This is a genomic window from Pseudomonas aestiva (assembly GCF_039908605.1).
In the GTDB taxonomy this organism is placed as follows: domain Bacteria; phylum Pseudomonadota; class Gammaproteobacteria; order Pseudomonadales; family Pseudomonadaceae; genus Chryseomonas; species Chryseomonas aestiva.
This window is the reverse complement of the sequence record NZ_CP150916.1, coordinates 3,176,805-3,194,316: the sequence shown is the minus strand read 5'-3', so window position 1 is coordinate 3,194,316 and position 17,512 is coordinate 3,176,805. Positions and strand designations below refer to the sequence as shown.

The window sequence follows — 17,512 nt, the reverse complement described above, 5'->3', positions numbered from 1 at the left end:
GAGCTCCGATGGACGCCCCCAATCCCTTCGACGATCCCGCCCAGGTGCTGTTGATCCTGCGCAATGCCCGCGGCCAATGCAGCCTCTGGCCAGAGGCCATGGCCGTGCCCACCGGTTGGGAACCGGTGTTCGGGCCGGCGCCGCGCCTGGCCTGCGACGACTGGCTCACCAGCCACTGGCGCGATGTCCGCCCGGTCGCCTCCCTGCCTTCCTGACTGGAGTTCCTGTGTCTTCCATGCCCCGTTCACGCTTTCCCGAGCTGCCGCTGGTCGCTGCCCAGCCCGGCATCTGGCTGGCCGATCAGCTGTCGCCCCATGCCAACGCCTTCGCCGTGGCCCACCTGGTCGAGCTGCGCGGGCCGATCGACGCCCAGGCGCTGATGGCGGCCATCGTCCAGGGCCTGGGGGAGCTGGACAGCCTGCGGCTGACGTTCGCCGAGCGCGAGGGCGAGCTGGTGCAGTGGATCGACAGCGCCATGGCCATCCCTGCGCCCGAGTGGCTGGACCTGCGTGGGGCAGCCGATCCGGAAGGCGTAGCGCGCGCGGCCATCCGCACCGATCTTGACGGCGACCTGCGGGCCACCAGTGGCGGTCCGCTGTGGCTCAACCGGATCTACCAGCTGGGCGACGATCACCTGTTCTGGTACCAGCGCTATCACCATTTGCTGATCGATGGCTATGGCTTCGCCGCCCTGGCCAAGCGGGTAGCGGCCCTGTACAGCGCCGCGATGCGCGGCGAGACGAGTGAGCCTTCGCCTTTCGTGTCCTTTGCCGAGGTAGTGCGCGAATATCAGGACTATAAGCAGTCGGCCGTCCGCGAGCGCGACGAAGCCTTCTGGCGCGAGCGTGGCGCGGCCTTGCCGCCGGCGGCGTCCTTGGCGCCGGGTGGTCTGGCGGGGCAGGTGCCGACCCCACGCGTGGTGGAAGCCCGCGCCCGGGTGGCCGCCGCGGTGTTCACCAGGCTCGCCGAGCAGGGCAGGGCTCAAGGGGTGACGCCGGCCGATCTGGCCGTGGCCCTGGCCGCTACCTGGTTCGCGCGCCTCAGTGGCCAGCCGGCCTTCAGCGCCGGCTTCATCTTCATGAGACGCATGGGTTCGGTGGCGCTCAAATCCGGTGGCGCGACGCTCAACGTCCTGCCCCTGGGCGTGCGCACCGACTCGACCCAGACGCTGCCGCAACTCGCCGCCATGCTGGCCGCCGAGCTGAAGAAGGTGCGCCGTCACCAGCGCTACGACGCCGAGCAGATCGCCCGCGATCTTGGCCGTCCGGGCGACGCCGAGCCGCTGACCGGACCGGTCATCAACCTCAAGCTGTTCGATTTCGCCCTGGATTTCGCCGGGGTGCCGGGCATCACCCACGAACTGGCCTCGGGGCCGGTGCGCGACCTGGAGATCGCCCTCTACCTGGAGGCCAGCGGCGCCCTGGACATCAAGCTGCTGGGCAACGCCGAGCGCTACGCCGCCGATCTGTTGCAGGGGCACGTGGAGCGGTTCGGCCTGCTGGCCGGGCAATTCGCCGAGCAGCCCGGTCTGGCCCTGGGCGCTGCAGACCTGCTGGCCCCGGCAGATCGCACCTGGCTGGCCGAGATCAATGCGACCAGGCAACCGCTGCCCGAGGCTACCTTGGCGACCCTGCTCGCCGACCAGGCAGCGCGCACCCCTGCTGCGCCGGCACTGGCCGATCTGCAGCGTGCCTTCAGCTATCGGGAGACGCGCCAGCAGGTGCTGGCCCTGGCCCAGCGGCTGAGCCATGCCGGGGTAGGGCGGGGCGACATCGTCGCGGTGGCCCTGCCGCGTTCGGTGTTCCTGTCCCTGGCGCTGCTGGCGACGCTCGAACTGGGCGCCGCCTACCTGCCGCTGGACAGCGGCTATCCCGACGAGCGCCTGCAGCTGATGCTCGACGACGCGCGACCCCGGGTGCTGGTAACCGATGCCAGCCAGCGCGAGCGCTTCCCGGCGCTGGGCGAAGATCGGGTGCTGATTCTCGATGCGCCCCTGGAGGAGCTGGACCACGAGCCGGTGTTCGCCGGACCGCGTCCAGGCGATCCGGCCTATCTGCTCTATACCTCCGGCTCCACCGGCCGCCCCAAGGGCGTGGTGGTCGGCCATGCCGCCATCGTCAATCGCCTGCTGTGGATGCAGGACAGCTATCCCATTGGCGCCGGCGACACGGTCTTGCAGAAGACGCCGAGCAGCTTCGATGTGTCGGTCTGGGAATTCTTCTGGCCGCTGCTGGTGGGCGCCCGGCTGTACCTGGCGCCGCCCGAGGCGCATCGCGATCCCGCGGCGCTGCAGGAATTGGTCACCCGCGAACGGGTGACCACGGTGCACTTCGTGCCCTCGATGCTGGCGGCCTTCGTCGCCAGCCTGGACGAGTCGGCCGCGGTAGCCCGCTGCGCCAGCCTGCGCCAGGTGTTCTGCAGCGGTGAGGTGCTGCCCACCGAGCTGGCTCGTACCTGGGAGCGCCGCGTCGGCGCGCCCTTGCACAACCTCTATGGCCCCACCGAAGCCGCGGTGGACGTCTCCTATCATCCGGCCCACGGCGCCGCCCTGGCGGCCGTCACCGGCAGCAGCGTGCCCATCGGCAAGCCGGTGTGGAACACCGGGCTGCACGTCCTCGACGAACGCTTGCGACCGGTCCCGCCGGGTGTGGCGGGAGAACTCTATCTGAGCGGGGTGCAGCTGGCCGATGGCTATCTGGGCCGTCCCGAGCTGACCGCCGCGCGCTTCATCGCGGCGCCGGACGGGCAGGGCGAGCGGCTGTATCGCACCGGCGACGTGGCGCGCTGGCTGCCGGAGGGCGTCGTCGAATACCTGGGCCGCAGCGACGACCAGGTGAAGATCCGGGGTCAGCGCATCGAACTGGCGGAAATCGATCATGCCCTGCTGGCGCTACCCGGCGTGGCCCAGGCGGTCACCCACGCCCGGGTGCTGGGCGAGGCGGCCGTTACCACCGGCGGCGATGCCCGTCAGCTGGTGGGTTATCTGATCGCCCAGCCGGGTGCCGCGCTGGACCTGGAGCGCCTGCGGGCGCGGCTGGGCGAAAGCCTGCCGCCGCATCTGGTGCCGGTGGCGCTGGTCGAGCTGGAGGCCTTGCCCCTGGGCGCCACCGGCAAGCTGGATCGCAAGGCCCTGCCGGCGCCCCAGGGCGCGGCCAGGACCGCGAGCCGTCCCCTGGCGCCGGGGCTGGAAAGCGACCTGGCGGCGGCCTTTTCCGAAGTGCTCGGGTGCGCAATCGTGGGTGCGGACGATGATTTCTTTGCCCTGGGTGGCCATTCGCTGCTGGCCATGACCCTGGCGGCCAACCTGCGCCGGCGCCTGGGGCGGCCGGTATCCATCGGCCAGATCATGGTGGCCTCCAGTGTCGCCCGCCTGGCGCGGCAGCTGGAGCAGGACGCGGCCAGCGCGGCGCGGGCCGGCTTCGAGACCCTGCTGCCGCTGCGCCCGGGCGACGGCCCGACGCTGTTCTGCTTCCATCCGGCCTCGGGGTTCGCCTGGCAATTCAGCGTACTCGCGCGCCACCTGGATCCGCACTGGTCGCTGCTCGGTATCCAGTCGCCGCGTCCGGACGGTCCCCTGGCCCAGGGCGCCGATCTGGAAGCCGTCATCCAGCGCCATCTGCGTACCCTGCGCGAGGTGCAGCCGCACGGCCCCTATCATCTGCTCGGCTATTCCCTGGGCGGCACCCTGGCCCAGGGCCTGGCGGCGCGGTTGCAGGCAGCAGGGGAAGAGGTCGCCTTCCTCGGCCTGCTCGACACCTATCCGCCGGAAACCCAGAACTGGCAGGAACGCGAAGGCCAGCGCGAGCTGGATCCTGAGGTGCTGGCCGAGGTCAATCGCGAGCGCGAGGCCTTCCTCGCCGCCCAGCAGGGCCTGGCCGATCCGGCGCTGGGGGAGGGGGCGGAGCTGTTCGCCACCATCGAGGGCAACTACGCCGATTCGGTACGGCTGTTGGCCACGGCGCGCAGCGCGCGTTTCGACGGCGAGGCGCTGATGTTCGTCGCCCGCCGCACCCTGCCGGCGGGAATGGACGTCAAGGCCACCTGGGCGCCCTGGGTCACCCGCCTGCAGGCCCACGAGGTGGACTGCGCCCACGTCGACATCATCGCCCCGGCCCAGCTGGCGCAGATCGGCCCGGTGCTGAATCGGGCGTTGAAAGGACTCTAGCCAGCCGAGCGCCGCGCCAGGGGTACCACCATGGGGGTGCCGGCCACCGGGTCGTCGATGATCAGGCAGTCCAGGTCGTAGACCGCCTTGATCAGCGCCGGGGTGACCACCTCGCGCGGGCGGCCGGTGGCCAGTACCTTGCCGTCGCGCATGGCCACCAGGTGGGTGGCGTAGCGACAGGCGTGGTTGAGGTCGTGCAGCACCATCACCAGGGTGTGGCCCTGCTGGCGATTGAGGTCTTCCAGCAATTCCAGCAGGTCGATCTGGTGAGTGATGTCGAGCCAGGTGGTGGGCTCGTCGAGCAGCAGCAGCGGGGTTTCCTGGGCCAGGGCCATGGCGATCCATACCCGCTGGCGCTGGCCGCCGGAGAGGGTGTCCACCGCCCGATCGGCCAGCTCGAAGACACCGGTGGCCTGCATGGCGTGGGTCACCGCGCGCTCGTCGTCGGCGCGCACGCCACCGAACAGCGTCTGGTGCGGATAGCGCCCGCGAGCCACCAGGTCGCGCACCGAGATGTCACCCGGGGCCTGGGAGCTCTGCGGCAGCAGGCCCAGGCGGCGGGCCACCTCCTTGGTGCGATAGCTCTGGATCGCCTGGCCGTCCAGCCAGACCTGGCCCTGGCTGGGCGCCAGCAGCCGGCTGAGGGTGCGCAGCAGGGTCGACTTGCCGCAGCCGTTGGGGCCGATGATGACCGTCAGCTCGCCATCGGGGATGGTCAGCGAGAGGTCCTCGGCGATCAGCTTGCGGCCGTAGCCCAGGGTCAGGCGCTCGGCGTGCAGGCGCGAAGCGGGGGCGTCGTTCATGAGCGGCGGGACTCCCAGATGAGCAGGCCGATCAGGTAGAGCCCACCCAGGCTCACCGTGACCAGGCCGACCGGCAGGACATAGGGCAGGAACAGGCGCTGGGCGAGCAGATCCGCGCCCAGCAGCAGCACCGCGCCGGTGAGGGCGGCGGCGGGCAGCGCCAGGCGCTGGGTGCCGGTCAGGCGGCGGGCGATCTGCGGCGCGGCCAGGGCGATGAAGGAGATCGGTCCGGCCACCGCGGTGCCGGCGGCGGTGAGCACCACCCCCAGGCCCAGCAGCGACAACCGCGTGCGTTCCACCGGCACGCCCAGGGCGCAGGCGGTGTCGTCGCCCATCTCCAGCAGGAACAGCCGGCGGCTCAGCGCCAGGCTGGCGGCGCCCGCCAGCAGGATGAAGACCACCGCCGGCCAGGCCTTGGCCCAGGTCAGGCCATTGAGCGAACCGGCGCTCCACAGGCCGGCGCTGAAGGCGGCCTCCAGGGAGGCGTGGACGATCAGCCAGGTGTTGAGCGCCATCAGCAGGGCGCGCACGCCGATGCCGACGATGATGAGTCTCAGGGTATCCACGCCGCTGCCACGCCAGGTGAGGGCATAGACCAGCGCCGCGCTGAGCAGGCCGCCGATCAGGGCGGCGGTGGTGCTCCAGAGGATGCTGGCCTGGAACAGCACCAGGGCGACCAGCACCCCGCTGTAGGCGCCGGTGTTGAAGCCCATGATGTCCGGGCTGCCGAGGGGATTGCGCAGCAGCGACTGGAACAGCGCACCGCTGAGGCCCAGGGCGGCGCCGATCAGCAGCGCCAGGGCCACCCGCGGCAGGCGCCACTGGGTGACCACCAGTTCGATGCCGCGCGGCGCCTCGCCGAGCAGCGCGGCCAGCACCTGGGAAGGGCTCAGGGCCAGGCTGCCGCTGCCTAGGGCGAACAGCGCCAGCAGCAGCGCGCCGCCGAGCAGAGCGAGCAGCACGCCGGGCAGGCGCAGGCGACCGGGGCGGTTCATGCCCGGCCTCCCTGGCGCTGACGGCGCGCCAGCCAGATCAGCAGCGGCGCGCCGAGGAAGGCGGTCACCACCGAAACCCGCAGCTCGTTGGTGACCAGCAGGCGGCCGACGATATCGGCCGTCAGCAGCAGGCTGGGAGTGAACAGCAGGACAAAAGGCAGCAGCCAGCGATGGTCTTCGCCGATGGCCCAGCGACCCAGGTGCGGCACCATCAGGCCGACGAAGGCGATGGGTCCGACTGCGGCCGCGGCGGCGCCACAGAGCAGGGTGATGGCCAGCAGGCCGAGCAACTGGGTCTGGCGGACCCGGGTGCCGAGGGCCACGGCCAGATCGCTGCCCAGGCTCAGGGCATTGAGCGCCGGGGCCAGCAGCAGGGCGATGACCACGCCACCCAGCACCGGCAGGCTGGCGCTGCGCAGCAGCTCGAGCTGCCGCACGTCCAGAGAGCCGAATTGCCAGAATCTCAGCTGATCGTAGACCTGGGGATCGAGCAGGGCGATGCCCGAGCTGACGCCTTCGAGCATGGCGCCCAGCGCTACCCCGACCAGTACCAGGCGCATGGGATTGAAGCCGCCGCCACCGGCGATGCCGGCCAGCAGCACCACCAGGCTGGCCAGCAGGGCGCCACCGAAGGCGAAGCCCAGATACTGCTCGGGACCGCTGGCACCGAACAGAGCGATGCCCAGCACCACGGCGAAACTGGCACCGGCGTTGACGCCGAGGATGCCGGGGTCGGCCAGGGGATTGCGCGTCAGCGCCTGCATCAGGGTGCCGGCCACGCCCAGTGCCGCGCCGGCGAGCAGGCCGGCGAGGGTCCGCGGCAGCCGCGCTTCGCGCACGATCAGACAGGCCGGCTCGCTGCAGCCCTGGCCCAGTGCCTGCCAGACGTCGGCCAGCGGGATGGCGGTGGCGCCGAGCGCCAGGCTGGCAGCCATCACCAGGAGCAGCAGGAACGCGACGCAGCCGAGGATGAAGAGGCGGCGCCCGGTCATCCGCGGCGACCGACGGGAAGGGGAGTGGATGAGAACAAGGCGTATTAACACATGATAGTCTGTATTACATGCTAACAGCCTTGCCCCGGCGGCTCGATAGCGTCCCCTGTGTTTTTCCGGTGATTCATGTCCAAGACGTCCTTCGTGCTCGACTTCGGCCTGCTCAGGTCCCACGCCGCCTTTCGCACCCTGTTCATCGCCCGCCTGGTGTCCGTGCTGTCCCTCGGCCTGCTGGCCGTGGCGATCCCCATCCAGGTCCAGGCGCTGACCGATTCGCCGCTCAAGGTGGGCCTGGCGCTGAGCATGGCCGGCATCGGCATGTTCGTCGGCCTGCTCACCGGTGGGGTACTGGCCGACCGCCTGGAGCGGCGCCGCCTGATCCTGGCGGCACGCTCCATCTGCGGGCTGGGCTTCATCGGCCTGGCGGTCAACGCCAGCCTGCCCGAGCCGTCGCTGACCGCCATCTACCTGCTGGCGCTGTGGGACGGCTTCTTTGGCGCCCTCGGCGTCACCGCGCTGCTGGCGGTCACGCCGATCCTCGTCGGTCGTGAATCCATGGTGCAGGCCGGTGCCCTGAACATGCTCAGCGTGCGGGTGGCGGCCATCGTCGCGCCACCGCTGGGCACCCTGCTGATCGCCCAGAGCGGCGTGGCCTGGAACTACGGCCTAACCGCCTGCGGCACCCTGATCACCCTGCTGGTGCTGTTGCGCCTGCCGCCGTTGCCGCCGCCAGAGCAGCCGCGCGAGACGCCCTGGGAGGCCCTGGGCGGCGGCATCGTCTTCCTGTTCGAGAATCGCCTGCTGGGCTCGGTTGCCCTGGTCGGCGCCCTGGTGACCATGGCCAATGCGGTGCGGGTGCTCTATCCGTCGCTGGGCGAGAGTTGGGGGCTGGATACCGCACACCTGGGCTGGCTCTATGCCGCCGCGCCCCTGGGTGCGGCCATCGGCGCCCTCACCAGTGGCCGACTGAACCAGGCGCCACGCCCGGGGCGTACCCTGCTGATGACCGCGGTGGCCACTTTTCTGGCGGTAGCGGTGTTCGCACTGTTGCCCGGCTTCTGGCTGTCCGCGCTGTGCCTGGTGCTGTTCGGCTACCTGGGCGCGCTCAATGCCCTGGTGCAGTACGCGCTGATCCAGCGCCTGACGCCGGATCGCCTGCTGGGGCGCATCAATGCGCTGTGGACGGCGCAGAACATCGGCGGCGAGGCCATTGGCGCGGCGCTGTTCGGCGGCCTGGCCAGCCTGATGCTGCCGGCGCAGGCGGCGTTCGTCTTCGGCCTGGTCGCCACTGGTGTGGCCGCCCTCTGCTGGACGCTGGCCCGAGGTCTGCGTAGGGCTGAAAGCCTCGGCACCTGATCCGCTTCGGTGCGCCTGGCGTAGCGTGGAAAACCGCGCAGCGTTTTCCACTGGGGGCTCATGGCGATCAGCGATGGACAAGACAGATCGCGGCCATGGGCCGCTCCTACAGGCTAGATGGTACCTCTAGGAGCGGCCCATGGCCGCGATCACCAAAACACCGATGTCTTGTAGGAGCGGCCGCATCGGCGGACCGCCCTGGCCACGACTGCTCTATTCAAGGCTTGGCGTAGCGCTGTTCCAGGCGATCCAGCAGCAGGTTGGCGCTATAGGGGTCGAGACGGAAGGTCTCGGCGCCCAGGGCTTCGACACGGTTGTCCTTGACCGCCGGCAGGTGCGCCAGCAGCGGATTGCCGCGTACCGCCTCGGCTTCCTTGGCGTCCGCGGCGAACAGCAGGAAGGTCTGGCCCGTGAGACCGGTGGCGACGTTTTCGCCGGCGAGCTGAAGGATGTCGTGGCGCTGCCCCTGGCTATGGCCGGTCTCCAGTCCCGCCGGCAGCGCCGCCAGTTCGAAGCCCAGGCTTTCCAGCAACTGGCCCTGGGAGGAGGCGGCGGTCCAGAGATTGGCCTGGCGTGTCGCCGGGTTGTAGACGAATGCCGATACCGGTTGCGGCGGCAGCTGCAGGCGCGCCTTGAGCTCGGCGACGTGCCGGTCGAAATCGGCGACCACCTGGCTGGCGGCGTCCTCGCGGCCGGTGGCCTGACCGAGCAATTCCACCACCTGTTGCCAGCTGCGATTGTCGTAACCCACCACCAGCACCGGGGCGATGGCCTTGAGTTGCTCGACCAGGCGCAGCGCCGAGTCGTTGCCGGCGGCGCTGACCAGGATCAGGTCCGGTGCCTCGGCGGCCACGGCTTCGGCATTGGCTTCGCCGATGTACAGCCGTTTCACGTCACGCTGCTTGGCGACCGCGCCCCACTGCCGCAGGAAGCCCTGGTCATCGGCGAATCTGTTGTTGGGCGAGGTGGCACCGCTGGCCACCACCGGTGCGCCGATGGCGAGCAGGGAGCCGGTGAGGGTGACGCTGGTGGAGACGATGCGTTGCGGCTGGGCGGGCAGGGTGACCTGACTGCCGTCGGTGCTGATCTGCCGGGGCCAGTCCGCCGCCCGAGCGGTACCGCCCAGCGCCAGGGTCGCGAGGACCAGGGTGGTGAGAATGCGAAACACTGACGACAAGCTGAACATGAACGCCTTCCGGTTGTAAGATAATCACTCTCATTTTCAAAGAAGCGCTCCCTGGCAGCAAGTCGTTCCGGTCCAACCGCCGATATACCGGCGGGGAAGGGCAGTAGATAACCCTCAGGCGGCCTTCCGTCCGGTGGATATTTATCTTTATTTTCAAGGATTTGCCGGATAAACGGGAATTTCGTTCGGTTCCTAACGAATTGACTTTCCAGCAGCCGGTGCGTTAGCTTCTGCTTATTGATAAGCATTATCATTCGTGTAGAGGTTCATCGAAATGACGAGCAAGAGGGCCGAGAGGGTCGGAGAAGTAGACGCCGATCGTCGGGAACAGGCCGCATTCCTGTTCCAGTCGGGTGATCGCGTCCTGCAGGGGCGGGGTGTCTGTGCCCGGGTCGAGACACCGGCCAGCGGCGGTGCGCACCGTGACAGCCTGTTCCTCCACGCCGTGGAAGAGGCTTTCGCCCGTGCCCGCCAGGCCGGCATCGCCGAGCCGGTGATCATGGGCGCCATTCCCTTCGATACCACCCGGCCCTCATGCCTTTATGTGCCCCGGGAGCATGCCTGGGTGGCTCGCCCGGCGCCGGTCAGCAGCGCGCCAGTCGCCCCGGCGCAGGTGCGCGAGGTGCGCAACCTGCCCAGTGCGGATGGTTTCTGCCTGGCGGTGGAGGAAGCCATCGAGGCCTTCCGCCGCGGCGAGCTGAGCAAGGCGGTGCTGTCGCGGATCCAGGAGATCCACCTGACCGAACCCGCCGACGTGGAAGCCATCCTCGCCAATCTGGCGCGGCAGAATCCCACCGGCTATCAATTCCGCATCCCCGTCGCCGAGGGCGGCGAACTGGTAGGGGTCAGTCCCGAATTGCTGGTGCGGAAGCAGGGCGCCCAGGTCCATACCAATCCGCTGGCGGGTTCGGCCAGGCGCCGCGCCGATCCGCAGGAAGACCAGCGTGTCGCCCGCGACCTGCTGGAGTCCAGCAAGGATCACTACGAGCACCGCCTGGTGATCGAGGACATCCGCCAGCAACTGGCGCCGCTGTGCAGCCGGCTGGACGTGCCCGAGGGACCTTCGCTGCTCAGCACCAATGCCATGTGGCACCTGTCCACCGCCATCGACGGCGAGCTGGTCGATAGCCGGACCTCGGCGCTGCAACTCGCCTGCCGCCTGCACCCGACCCCGGCGGTCTGCGGCTTTCCCACGGTGGCGGCGCGCCAGCTGATCCAGCGTATCGAGCCCTTCGACCGCGGCCTGTTCACCGGCATGGTCGGCTGGTGCGATGCCCAGGGCAACGGCGAGTGGGTCGTCACCATCCGCTGCGGCACGGTGCAGGGCGACTGGCTGCGGCTGTTCGCCGGCGCCGGCATCGTCGAAGCCTCGGATCCGGCGGCGGAGTGGGCCGAGGTCACCGCCAAACTGGGCACCATGCGTGCCGCCTGTGGTTTGCTCGACGAGGAGAACCCCACGTGAGTCTGGAATTCACCCCCTGGCCGGACGACCTGGCGGCGCGCTATCGCGCCCTGGGTTACTGGCCCGATCTGCCGATGACCGAAATCCTGGCGCGCAGCCGCGCGGCGCTGCCGGACGCGCCGGCGATCCTCTGCGGCGAGCGGCAGCTGAGCTATGCCGAGCTGGACGAGCGCTCCAGCCGCCTGGCCGCCCACCTGCAGGCCGCCGGGCTGCGGCGCCACGACACGGCCCTGGTGCAGCTGCCCAACGTGGCCGAGTTCTATGTGGTGTTCTTCGCCCTGCTCAAGGCTGGCATCGCCCCGGTCAAAGCCCTGTTCAGCCACCAGAAGCTGGAGTTGCTCGCCTATGCGCGGCAGATCCAGCCCCGGCTGCTGATCGCCTCCCGCGAGCACAACCTGTTCCGCGACGACAACTTCCTCGCCGAATTGCGCGACGTGGCGCCGGGCCTCGGCGAGGTGCTGCTGGATGGCGCCGACGACGCACGCAGCCTGCAGCAGCGTCTGGATACCCCGCTGGACGGCTTTCAGCTGACCCCTACCGCCGGTGGCGAGGTGGCCTTCTTCCAGCTCTCCGGTGGCAGCACCGGCACGCCCAAGCTGATTCCGCGCACCCACAACGACTACTACTACAGCCTCAGACGCAGCGTCGAGATCTGCCGCCTGACCCCGGCGACGCGCTTTCTCTGCGCGCTGCCGGCGGGCCACAATTACACCCTCAGCTCGCCCGGCGCCCTGGGCGTCTTCATCGCCGGTGGCTGCGTGGTCATGGCCCGCGATCCCGAGCCGCTGCGGTGCTTCGCGCTGATCGAACGCCATCAGGTGGATTGGGTGGCCCTGGTACCGCCGGCGGTGGCGCTCTGGCTGCAGGCCGCGTCCGCCCCCGAGCAGCGCGCCCGGCTGGCCAGCCTGCGCGTGGTGCAGGTGGGCGGTGCCAGCTTCGCCGAGGCCCAGGCCCGCCGCGTGCCCGTGGAACTGGGCTGCCAGCTGCAGCAGGTGTTCGGCATGGCCGAGGGCCTGGTTAACTACACCCGTCTGGACGACGAGCCCGAGCGCATCTTCACCACCCAGGGCCGTCCCATGAGTCCGGACGACGAGGTGCGCATCACCGACGAGGACGGCCAACCGGTGCCCGACGGCGAGCCGGGCCTGCTGTCCACCCGCGGTCCCTACACCTTCCGCGGCTACTACCGCAGCCCCGAGCACAATGCCCAGGTGTTCGATGCCGAGGGTTTCTACTTTTCCGGCGACGTGGTCCAGCGCGATGCCGCCGGCTATCTCAAGGTGGTCGGCCGGGTGAAGGACCAGATCAACCGCGGCGGCGAGAAGATCGCCGCCGCCGAGATCGAGGGGCTGCTGCTGCGCCATCCCGGCATCACCCACGGGGCCCTGGTCGCCATCGCCGACGAGTTGATGGGCGAGAAGAGCTGCGCCTGCCTGGTGGTGAGCGATCCGGCACTCAAGCCGGTGGCGCTGCGTCGCTACTTGCGCGAGCAGGGCGTGGCCGAATACAAGCTGCCCGACCGTTTCCAGTTCCTTGACCAGCTGCCGCTCACCGCCGTCGGCAAGATCGACAAGCGGCGCCTGCGCGAGCAGCTGCAGACCCCTTCCACCGAGCGTTCCTAAGGTTTCCCATGGCTATCCCCCGTCTTGCTTCCTATCCCTTGCCCCAGCCCGACGGCTTTCCCGTCAACAAGGTCGACTGGACACCGGCGGCCGACCGCGCCGTGCTGCTGATCCACGACATGCAGCGCTATTTCGTCGAGTTCTATGGCGACAGCAGCCCGCTGATCGACCAGGTGGTGGCCAACATCGCCGCGCTGCGTGCCTGGGCCGATGCCCAGGGCGTGCCGGTGGTCTATACCGCCCAGCCCACCGACCAGCCGCCGGCCGATCGTGCCCTGCTCAACGACATGTGGGGGCCGGGCCTGACCCAGGCCGATCCCGCGCTGCAGCAGGTGGTGGACGAATTGGCACCCAAGGACGGTGATGTGGTGCTGACCAAGTGGCGCTATAGCGCCTTCCACCGTTCCAATCTACAGGACCTGATGACCGAGTGGCGGCGCGATCAGCTGATCGTCTGCGGCGTCTATGCCCATATCGGTTGCTTGACCACCTGCACCGACGCCTTCATGCGGGATATCCAGGCCTTCCTGATCGGCGATGCCGTGGCCGACTTCAGCGAGGAAGAGCACCGCATGGCGCTGCGCTACGTGGCGACCCGTTGCGGCAGTACCCTGAGCACCGCCCAGGTCACCGGCGGCGCGGTAACCCTGGACGAAGCCTGGCTGCGTGCCCAGGTCCAGCCGCTGCTGGACGCCGACGACGAAGAACCGGCGCTGGACGACAACCTCACCGATTTCGGCCTGGATTCGGTGCAGGTCATGACCCTGGTGGGCGAGTGGCAGAAGCGCGGCCTGCCGGTCACCTTCGCCGATCTCGCCGCCCAGCCGACCCTGCAGGGCTGGCTGGATCTGCTGCGCGCGCGCGCCTGAGGACTCTCCTGATGACGCAACTGGATTTCACCGGCAAGCGCGTCTGGGTGACCGGCGCGGGGCAGGGCATCGGCTTGCAGGTGGCGCGCCGCTTCCAGGCGGCCGGCGCCGAGGTGGTCGGACTCGACCGCCAGTTCGCCGAGCGCAGCTATCCGTTCCGCACCCAACTGCTGGATGTCGCCGACGCGGCCCAGGTCGAGGACGTCTGCCAGGCGCTGCTGGCCGAAGAACGCCGTCTGGACGTGCTGGTCAACGGCGCCGGCGTGCTGCGCCTGGGCACCAGCGACAGCCTGAGCCTGGACGACTGGCAGGCGCTCTTGGACGTCAACGTCTCCGGTCCCTTCTACCTGTTCCGCCAACTGGTGCCGCTGTTCAAGGCCCAGGGCCAGGGCGCCATCGTCAACATCGCCTCCAATGCCGCCCATGTGCCGCGCCTGCAGATGGCCGGCTACTGCACCTCCAAGGCGGCGCTGGTGTCCCTGAGCCACTGCGTGGCCCTGGAACTGGCCGGGTCTGGCGTGCGCTGCAACGTGGTCTCGCCGGGCTCCACGGCGACCCCCATGCTGGCCGGCATGCTCGGCTCGCCCGAGGGCTATCAGCGCCTGGTGGACGGCCTGCCGGAAGACTTCAAGCTGGGCATCCCGCTGCGCAAGATCGCCCAGCCCGACGAGATCGCCAACACCGTGCTGTTCCTCGCCTCGGACCTGGCCAGCCATATCACCATGCAGGACATCGTGGTGGACGGCGGCGCGACGCTGGCGGCGTGAGGGTCTTGCGTAGGTTGGGTTGAGCGCCATCGCAGCCCAGCGCGGTGGGTTCGACTCCGTCCGTTGGCTTCGACGATGGAGCCGTCTCAACCCAACCTACGGCCGGGCGCGCTGAGCGATCCCGAGCTTGCCGGAGCTGATGAAGCGGAGCGCTCGCTCGGATAACCCCCTCTCCCCTCGGGAGAGGGTTGGGGTGAGGGCGCGCCCAGCTATGGAGTCCAGTGGAAAAGGCTGCGCCGTTTTCCACGCTACGGGCGTCCGCAGTTCCGTAGGTTGGGTTGAGCGCCAGCGCAGTGGGTTCGACTCCGTCCGTGGGCTTCGACGATAAAGCCGTCTCAACCCAACCTACAAGGTCACGCCCAGGCGCGAGTCTCGTAGGTTGGGTTGAGCGCTAGCGAAGCCCAACAGTGCGACCGGCCTAGCCCGCCACCAGCACCCGAATGGCTTCCAGGCGCAGCGAGGCCTTGTCCAGGTAGGTCAGGCCTTCTTCGCGCTGCTGGCGCAGGCGGTCGATCTCGTCCTGGCGGACGCTGGAATTGACCGCGCGCAGGGCTTCCAGGCGGGCGATTTCTTCGTCCATACCCGACACATAGGCCTGGCGGGCCTTGGCGACGCGTTCCTCGTGGCGGGGCAGGGCCTTGTCTTCGCCACCACCGATCAGCTTGGCCAGGGAGTCACGCTGGGCCTGGACGAACTTGTTGGCGCTGGTACGCGGCACGCTTTCCAGCTGATCGTTGAGGGTCTCGAAGGCCACCCGGGCAGCCAGGTCGTTGCCGTTGGCATCCAGCAGGCAGCGGATCGCCAGCGGCGGCAGGTAGCGACCCAGTTGCAGGGCGCGCGGCGCCACTGCCTCGCTGATGTAGATCAGCTCCAGCAGCACGGTGCCCGGCTTGAGCGCCTTGTTCTTGATCAGTGCCACGGCGGTGTTGCCCATGGAGCCGGACATCACCAGGTCCATGCCGCCCTGGGCCATGGGGTGCTCCCAGGTCAGGAATTGCATGTCTTCGCGAACCAGCGCCACGTTGCGATCGTAGGTGATGGTCACGCCTTCGTCGTCGCCGAGGGGGAAGCCGGCGTCGAGCATCTTCTCGCTGGGCTTGAGGATCAGGGCGTTGTCGGAGTGGTCCTCGCTGTCGATGCCGAAGGCGTTGAACAGCTCTTCCATGTACATCGGCAGGGCGAACTGGTCGTCCTGGTCGAGGATGTCCTCGACCAGTTGCTCACCGGCGCCGGCGCCCGAGGAATTGAGTTCCAGCAGGCGGTCGCGACCGTTGTGCAGTTCCGTCTCCAGCGCGGCGCGCGCCTGGGCGCCCTGTTCCAGCAGTGCCTGCCAGGTGGCGTCGTCGCCACCGGCCAGCTGCTCGTCGAGCTCGCTGGCGAAGCGCGCCTGGAGGGCGCTGCCGGTCGGCGAGGTGGCCAGAAAGGCGTTCAGCGCCTGGTGGTACCACTGGAACTGGCGTTCCTGGCGGCTGCCTTCCAGATAGGGCACGTGCAGCTGGATGGTGTGGCGCTGGCCGATCCGGTCGAGACGGCCGATGCGCTGCTCCAGCAGGTCCGGGTGGGCCGGCAGGTCGAACAGCACCAGGTGATGGGCGAACTGGAAGTTGCGGCCTTCACTGCCGATCTCGGAGCAGATCAGCACCTGGGCGCCGAATTCTTCGTCGGCGAAGTAGGCGGCGGCGCGGTCGCGTTCGAGGATGCTCATGCCTTCGTGGAAGGTCGTGGCGGGAATGCCGGACTTCAGCCGCAGGGCGTCTTCCAGATCCAGGGCGGTTTCCATGCGCGCGCAGATGACCAGCACCTTGTGCGGCTTGAGCGCCTTGAGGGTGTCGATCAGCCATTCGACGCGGCCATCGTGACGCCACCAGCGATCGTTATCGTCTTCCGGGGCGAATTCGGTCTCCGGCTGCAGCGACTGGCCGGGCATGACGCCCTCGTCCAGGTAGGCATCCGGGAAGGGCAGGGCGTGGGCGTGCAGCTCGCGCTCGGGGAAGCCCTTGACCGCGGCGCGGGTGTTGCGGAACAGCACCCGGCCGGTGCCGTGGCGATCCAGCAGCTCGCGCACCAGGCGCGCGCGGGCGTCGGCGTCGCCGGCTGCGGCCGCCGCCAGCAGGGTCTCGCCTTCCTGGCCGAGGAAGCCGCCGATGGCGTCCTGGGCGGCCGGACTCAGGGCGCCGGCGTCGAGCAGTTCCTGCACGGCTTCGGCCACCGGGCGGTAGTGCTGGGACTCCTGCTGGAAGGCGGCGAAGTCATGGAAGCGGCTGGGATCGAGCAGGCGCAGACGGGCGAAGTGGCTGTCCTGGCCCAGTTGCTCGGGGGTCGCGGTGAGCAGCAGCACGCCGGGGATGACCTCGCCGAGTTGCTCGACCAGGCTGTATTCGCGACTGGCGCCCTCGGGGTGCCAGACCAGGTGGTGGGCTTCGTCGACCACCAGCAGGTCCCAGCCGGCGGCGAAGGCGGCATCCTGGGCCTTTTCGTCGCGCACCAGCCAGTCCAGGGAGACCAGGGCGAGCTGGGCGTCCTCGAAGGGATTGCCGTCTTCGCTGGCCATGAAGCGCTCGGCGTCGAACAGCGCCACTTCCAGGTTGAAGCGGCGGCGCATCTCCACCAGCCACTGGTGCTGGAGATTTTCCGGAACCAGGATCAGCACCCGACTGGCGCGACCGCTGAGCAGCTGGCGATGGATCACCAGGCCGGCTTCGATGGTCTTGCCCAGGCCCACCTCGTCGGCCAGCAGGACGCGCGGGGCGACCCGGTCGGCCACGCTGCGGGCGATGTGCAGCTGGTGCGGGATCGGCTGGGCGCGGGTGCCGCCGAGGCCCCAGAGGCTGGACTGCAACAGGCGGTTGCGATGCTCGTGGGTGTGATAGCGCAGGCCGAACCAGGGCAGGGGATCGATCTGCCCGGCGAACAGGCGGTCGCTGGCCAGGCGGAACTGGATGAAGTTCGACAGCTGGGCCTCGGGCACGCTGCGTGCCTCGCGCTCGGCGGTGAAGCCGTGGTAGGTCAGCAGGCCGTCCGCTTCGGAGACCTCGCGCACGGTGAGCTTCCAGCCCTCGAAGTGAGTCACCTCGTCGCCCGGGGCGAAGCGCACCCGGGTCAGCGGGGCGTTGCGCTGGGCATACTGGCGCGTCTCACCGGTGGCTGGATAGAGCACCGTGAGCAGGCGGCCGTCCAGGGCCAGGATGGTTCCCAGGCCCAGTTCGGCCTCACTGTCACTGATCCAGCGTTGTCCCGGTTGATGCGACGCCATGTGGAAGCTTCTCCCCAGCTATCAAAAAGCCGGCTATTTTAG

12 protein-coding genes are annotated in these 17,512 nt (G+C 69.2%); 7 read left to right on the top strand and 5 right to left on the bottom strand.

All coding sequences use genetic code 11. From position 1 onward, the window contains the following. The first annotated feature begins 8 nt into the window (after positions 1–8). Complete coding sequence (locus tag AABM56_RS14845) at positions 9–215, top strand: MbtH family NRPS accessory protein (protein ID WP_133861188.1); 207 nt, start codon at positions 9–11, stop codon at positions 213–215. Between the two features lie 20 nt (positions 216–235). After that, positions 236–4,165: an enterobactin synthase subunit F gene (locus tag AABM56_RS14840; protein WP_133861187.1), complete on the top strand. Its 3,930-nt coding sequence runs from the start codon at positions 236–238 to the stop codon at positions 4,163–4,165. On the opposite strand, the gene AABM56_RS14835 is transcribed toward AABM56_RS14840, so the two are convergent. Genes AABM56_RS14835 through fepD form a run of 3 tightly spaced genes read right to left on the bottom strand, consistent with a single transcriptional unit; the run spans position 4,162 to position 6,955 of the window. Continuing rightward, entirely contained in the window at positions 4,162–4,968 is an 807-nt protein-coding gene (locus AABM56_RS14835) for an ATP-binding cassette domain-containing protein (RefSeq protein WP_133861186.1), read from the bottom strand. The two genes, AABM56_RS14840 and AABM56_RS14835, sit on opposite strands and share 4 nt — an antisense overlap. After that, positions 4,965–5,963, bottom strand: coding sequence for an iron-enterobactin ABC transporter permease (gene fepG / locus AABM56_RS14830; protein WP_133861185.1), 999 nt, complete (start codon positions 5,961–5,963; stop codon positions 4,965–4,967). The genes AABM56_RS14835 and fepG overlap by 4 nt, the downstream gene beginning before the upstream one ends. Further along, positions 5,960–6,955 carry a Fe(3+)-siderophore ABC transporter permease gene (fepD, locus tag AABM56_RS14825; RefSeq protein WP_133861184.1) on the bottom strand — a complete coding sequence of 332 codons (996 nt, stop codon included), beginning with the start codon at positions 6,953–6,955 and terminating at the stop codon, positions 5,960–5,962. Before fepD ends, fepG begins: the two co-directional genes overlap by 4 nt. Before the next feature lie 126 nt (positions 6,956–7,081). Here fepD and entS point away from each other — a divergent pair, with 126 nt between their 5' ends. Then, a complete protein-coding gene (entS, locus tag AABM56_RS14820) occupies positions 7,082–8,311 on the top strand; it encodes an enterobactin transporter EntS (protein WP_347883438.1) in 1,230 nt (409 codons plus the stop codon). A 217-nt stretch (positions 8,312–8,528) separates the two neighbouring features. Here the strand turns inward: entS and fepB are convergent, their stop codons facing one another. Next, on the bottom strand, positions 8,529–9,497 hold the full coding sequence (gene fepB, locus AABM56_RS14815; protein ID WP_133861182.1) for a Fe2+-enterobactin ABC transporter substrate-binding protein: 969 nt from the start codon (positions 9,495–9,497) through the stop codon (positions 8,529–8,531). 274 nt (positions 9,498–9,771) lie between these two features. Here fepB and AABM56_RS14810 point away from each other — a divergent pair, with 274 nt between their 5' ends. From AABM56_RS14810 to dhbA, 4 genes are read left to right on the top strand one after another with little or no spacing between them, the layout of a single operon-like run. Next, entirely contained in the window at positions 9,772–10,959 is a 1,188-nt protein-coding gene (locus tag AABM56_RS14810) for an isochorismate synthase MenF (protein ID WP_263258917.1), read from the top strand. Continuing rightward, positions 10,956–12,581 carry a (2,3-dihydroxybenzoyl)adenylate synthase gene (locus AABM56_RS14805; protein ID WP_347883437.1) on the top strand — a complete coding sequence of 542 codons (1,626 nt, stop codon included), beginning with the start codon at positions 10,956–10,958 and terminating at the stop codon, positions 12,579–12,581. The genes AABM56_RS14810 and AABM56_RS14805 overlap by 4 nt, the downstream gene beginning before the upstream one ends. Before the next feature lie 8 nt (positions 12,582–12,589). Further along, positions 12,590–13,450 (top strand): isochorismatase family protein, encoded by an 861-nt coding sequence (locus AABM56_RS14800; RefSeq protein WP_133861179.1) that lies wholly within the window; start codon positions 12,590–12,592, stop codon positions 13,448–13,450. A gap of 11 nt (positions 13,451–13,461) precedes the next feature. Continuing rightward, complete coding sequence (gene dhbA / locus AABM56_RS14795) at positions 13,462–14,217, top strand: 2,3-dihydro-2,3-dihydroxybenzoate dehydrogenase (RefSeq protein WP_133861178.1); 756 nt, start codon at positions 13,462–13,464, stop codon at positions 14,215–14,217. A gap of 418 nt (positions 14,218–14,635) precedes the next feature. On the opposite strand, the gene rapA is transcribed toward dhbA, so the two are convergent. Further along, a complete protein-coding gene (rapA, locus tag AABM56_RS14790) occupies positions 14,636–17,470 on the bottom strand; it encodes an RNA polymerase-associated protein RapA (protein WP_263258918.1) in 2,835 nt (944 codons plus the stop codon). Between the last annotated feature and the right edge of the window lie 42 nt (positions 17,471–17,512).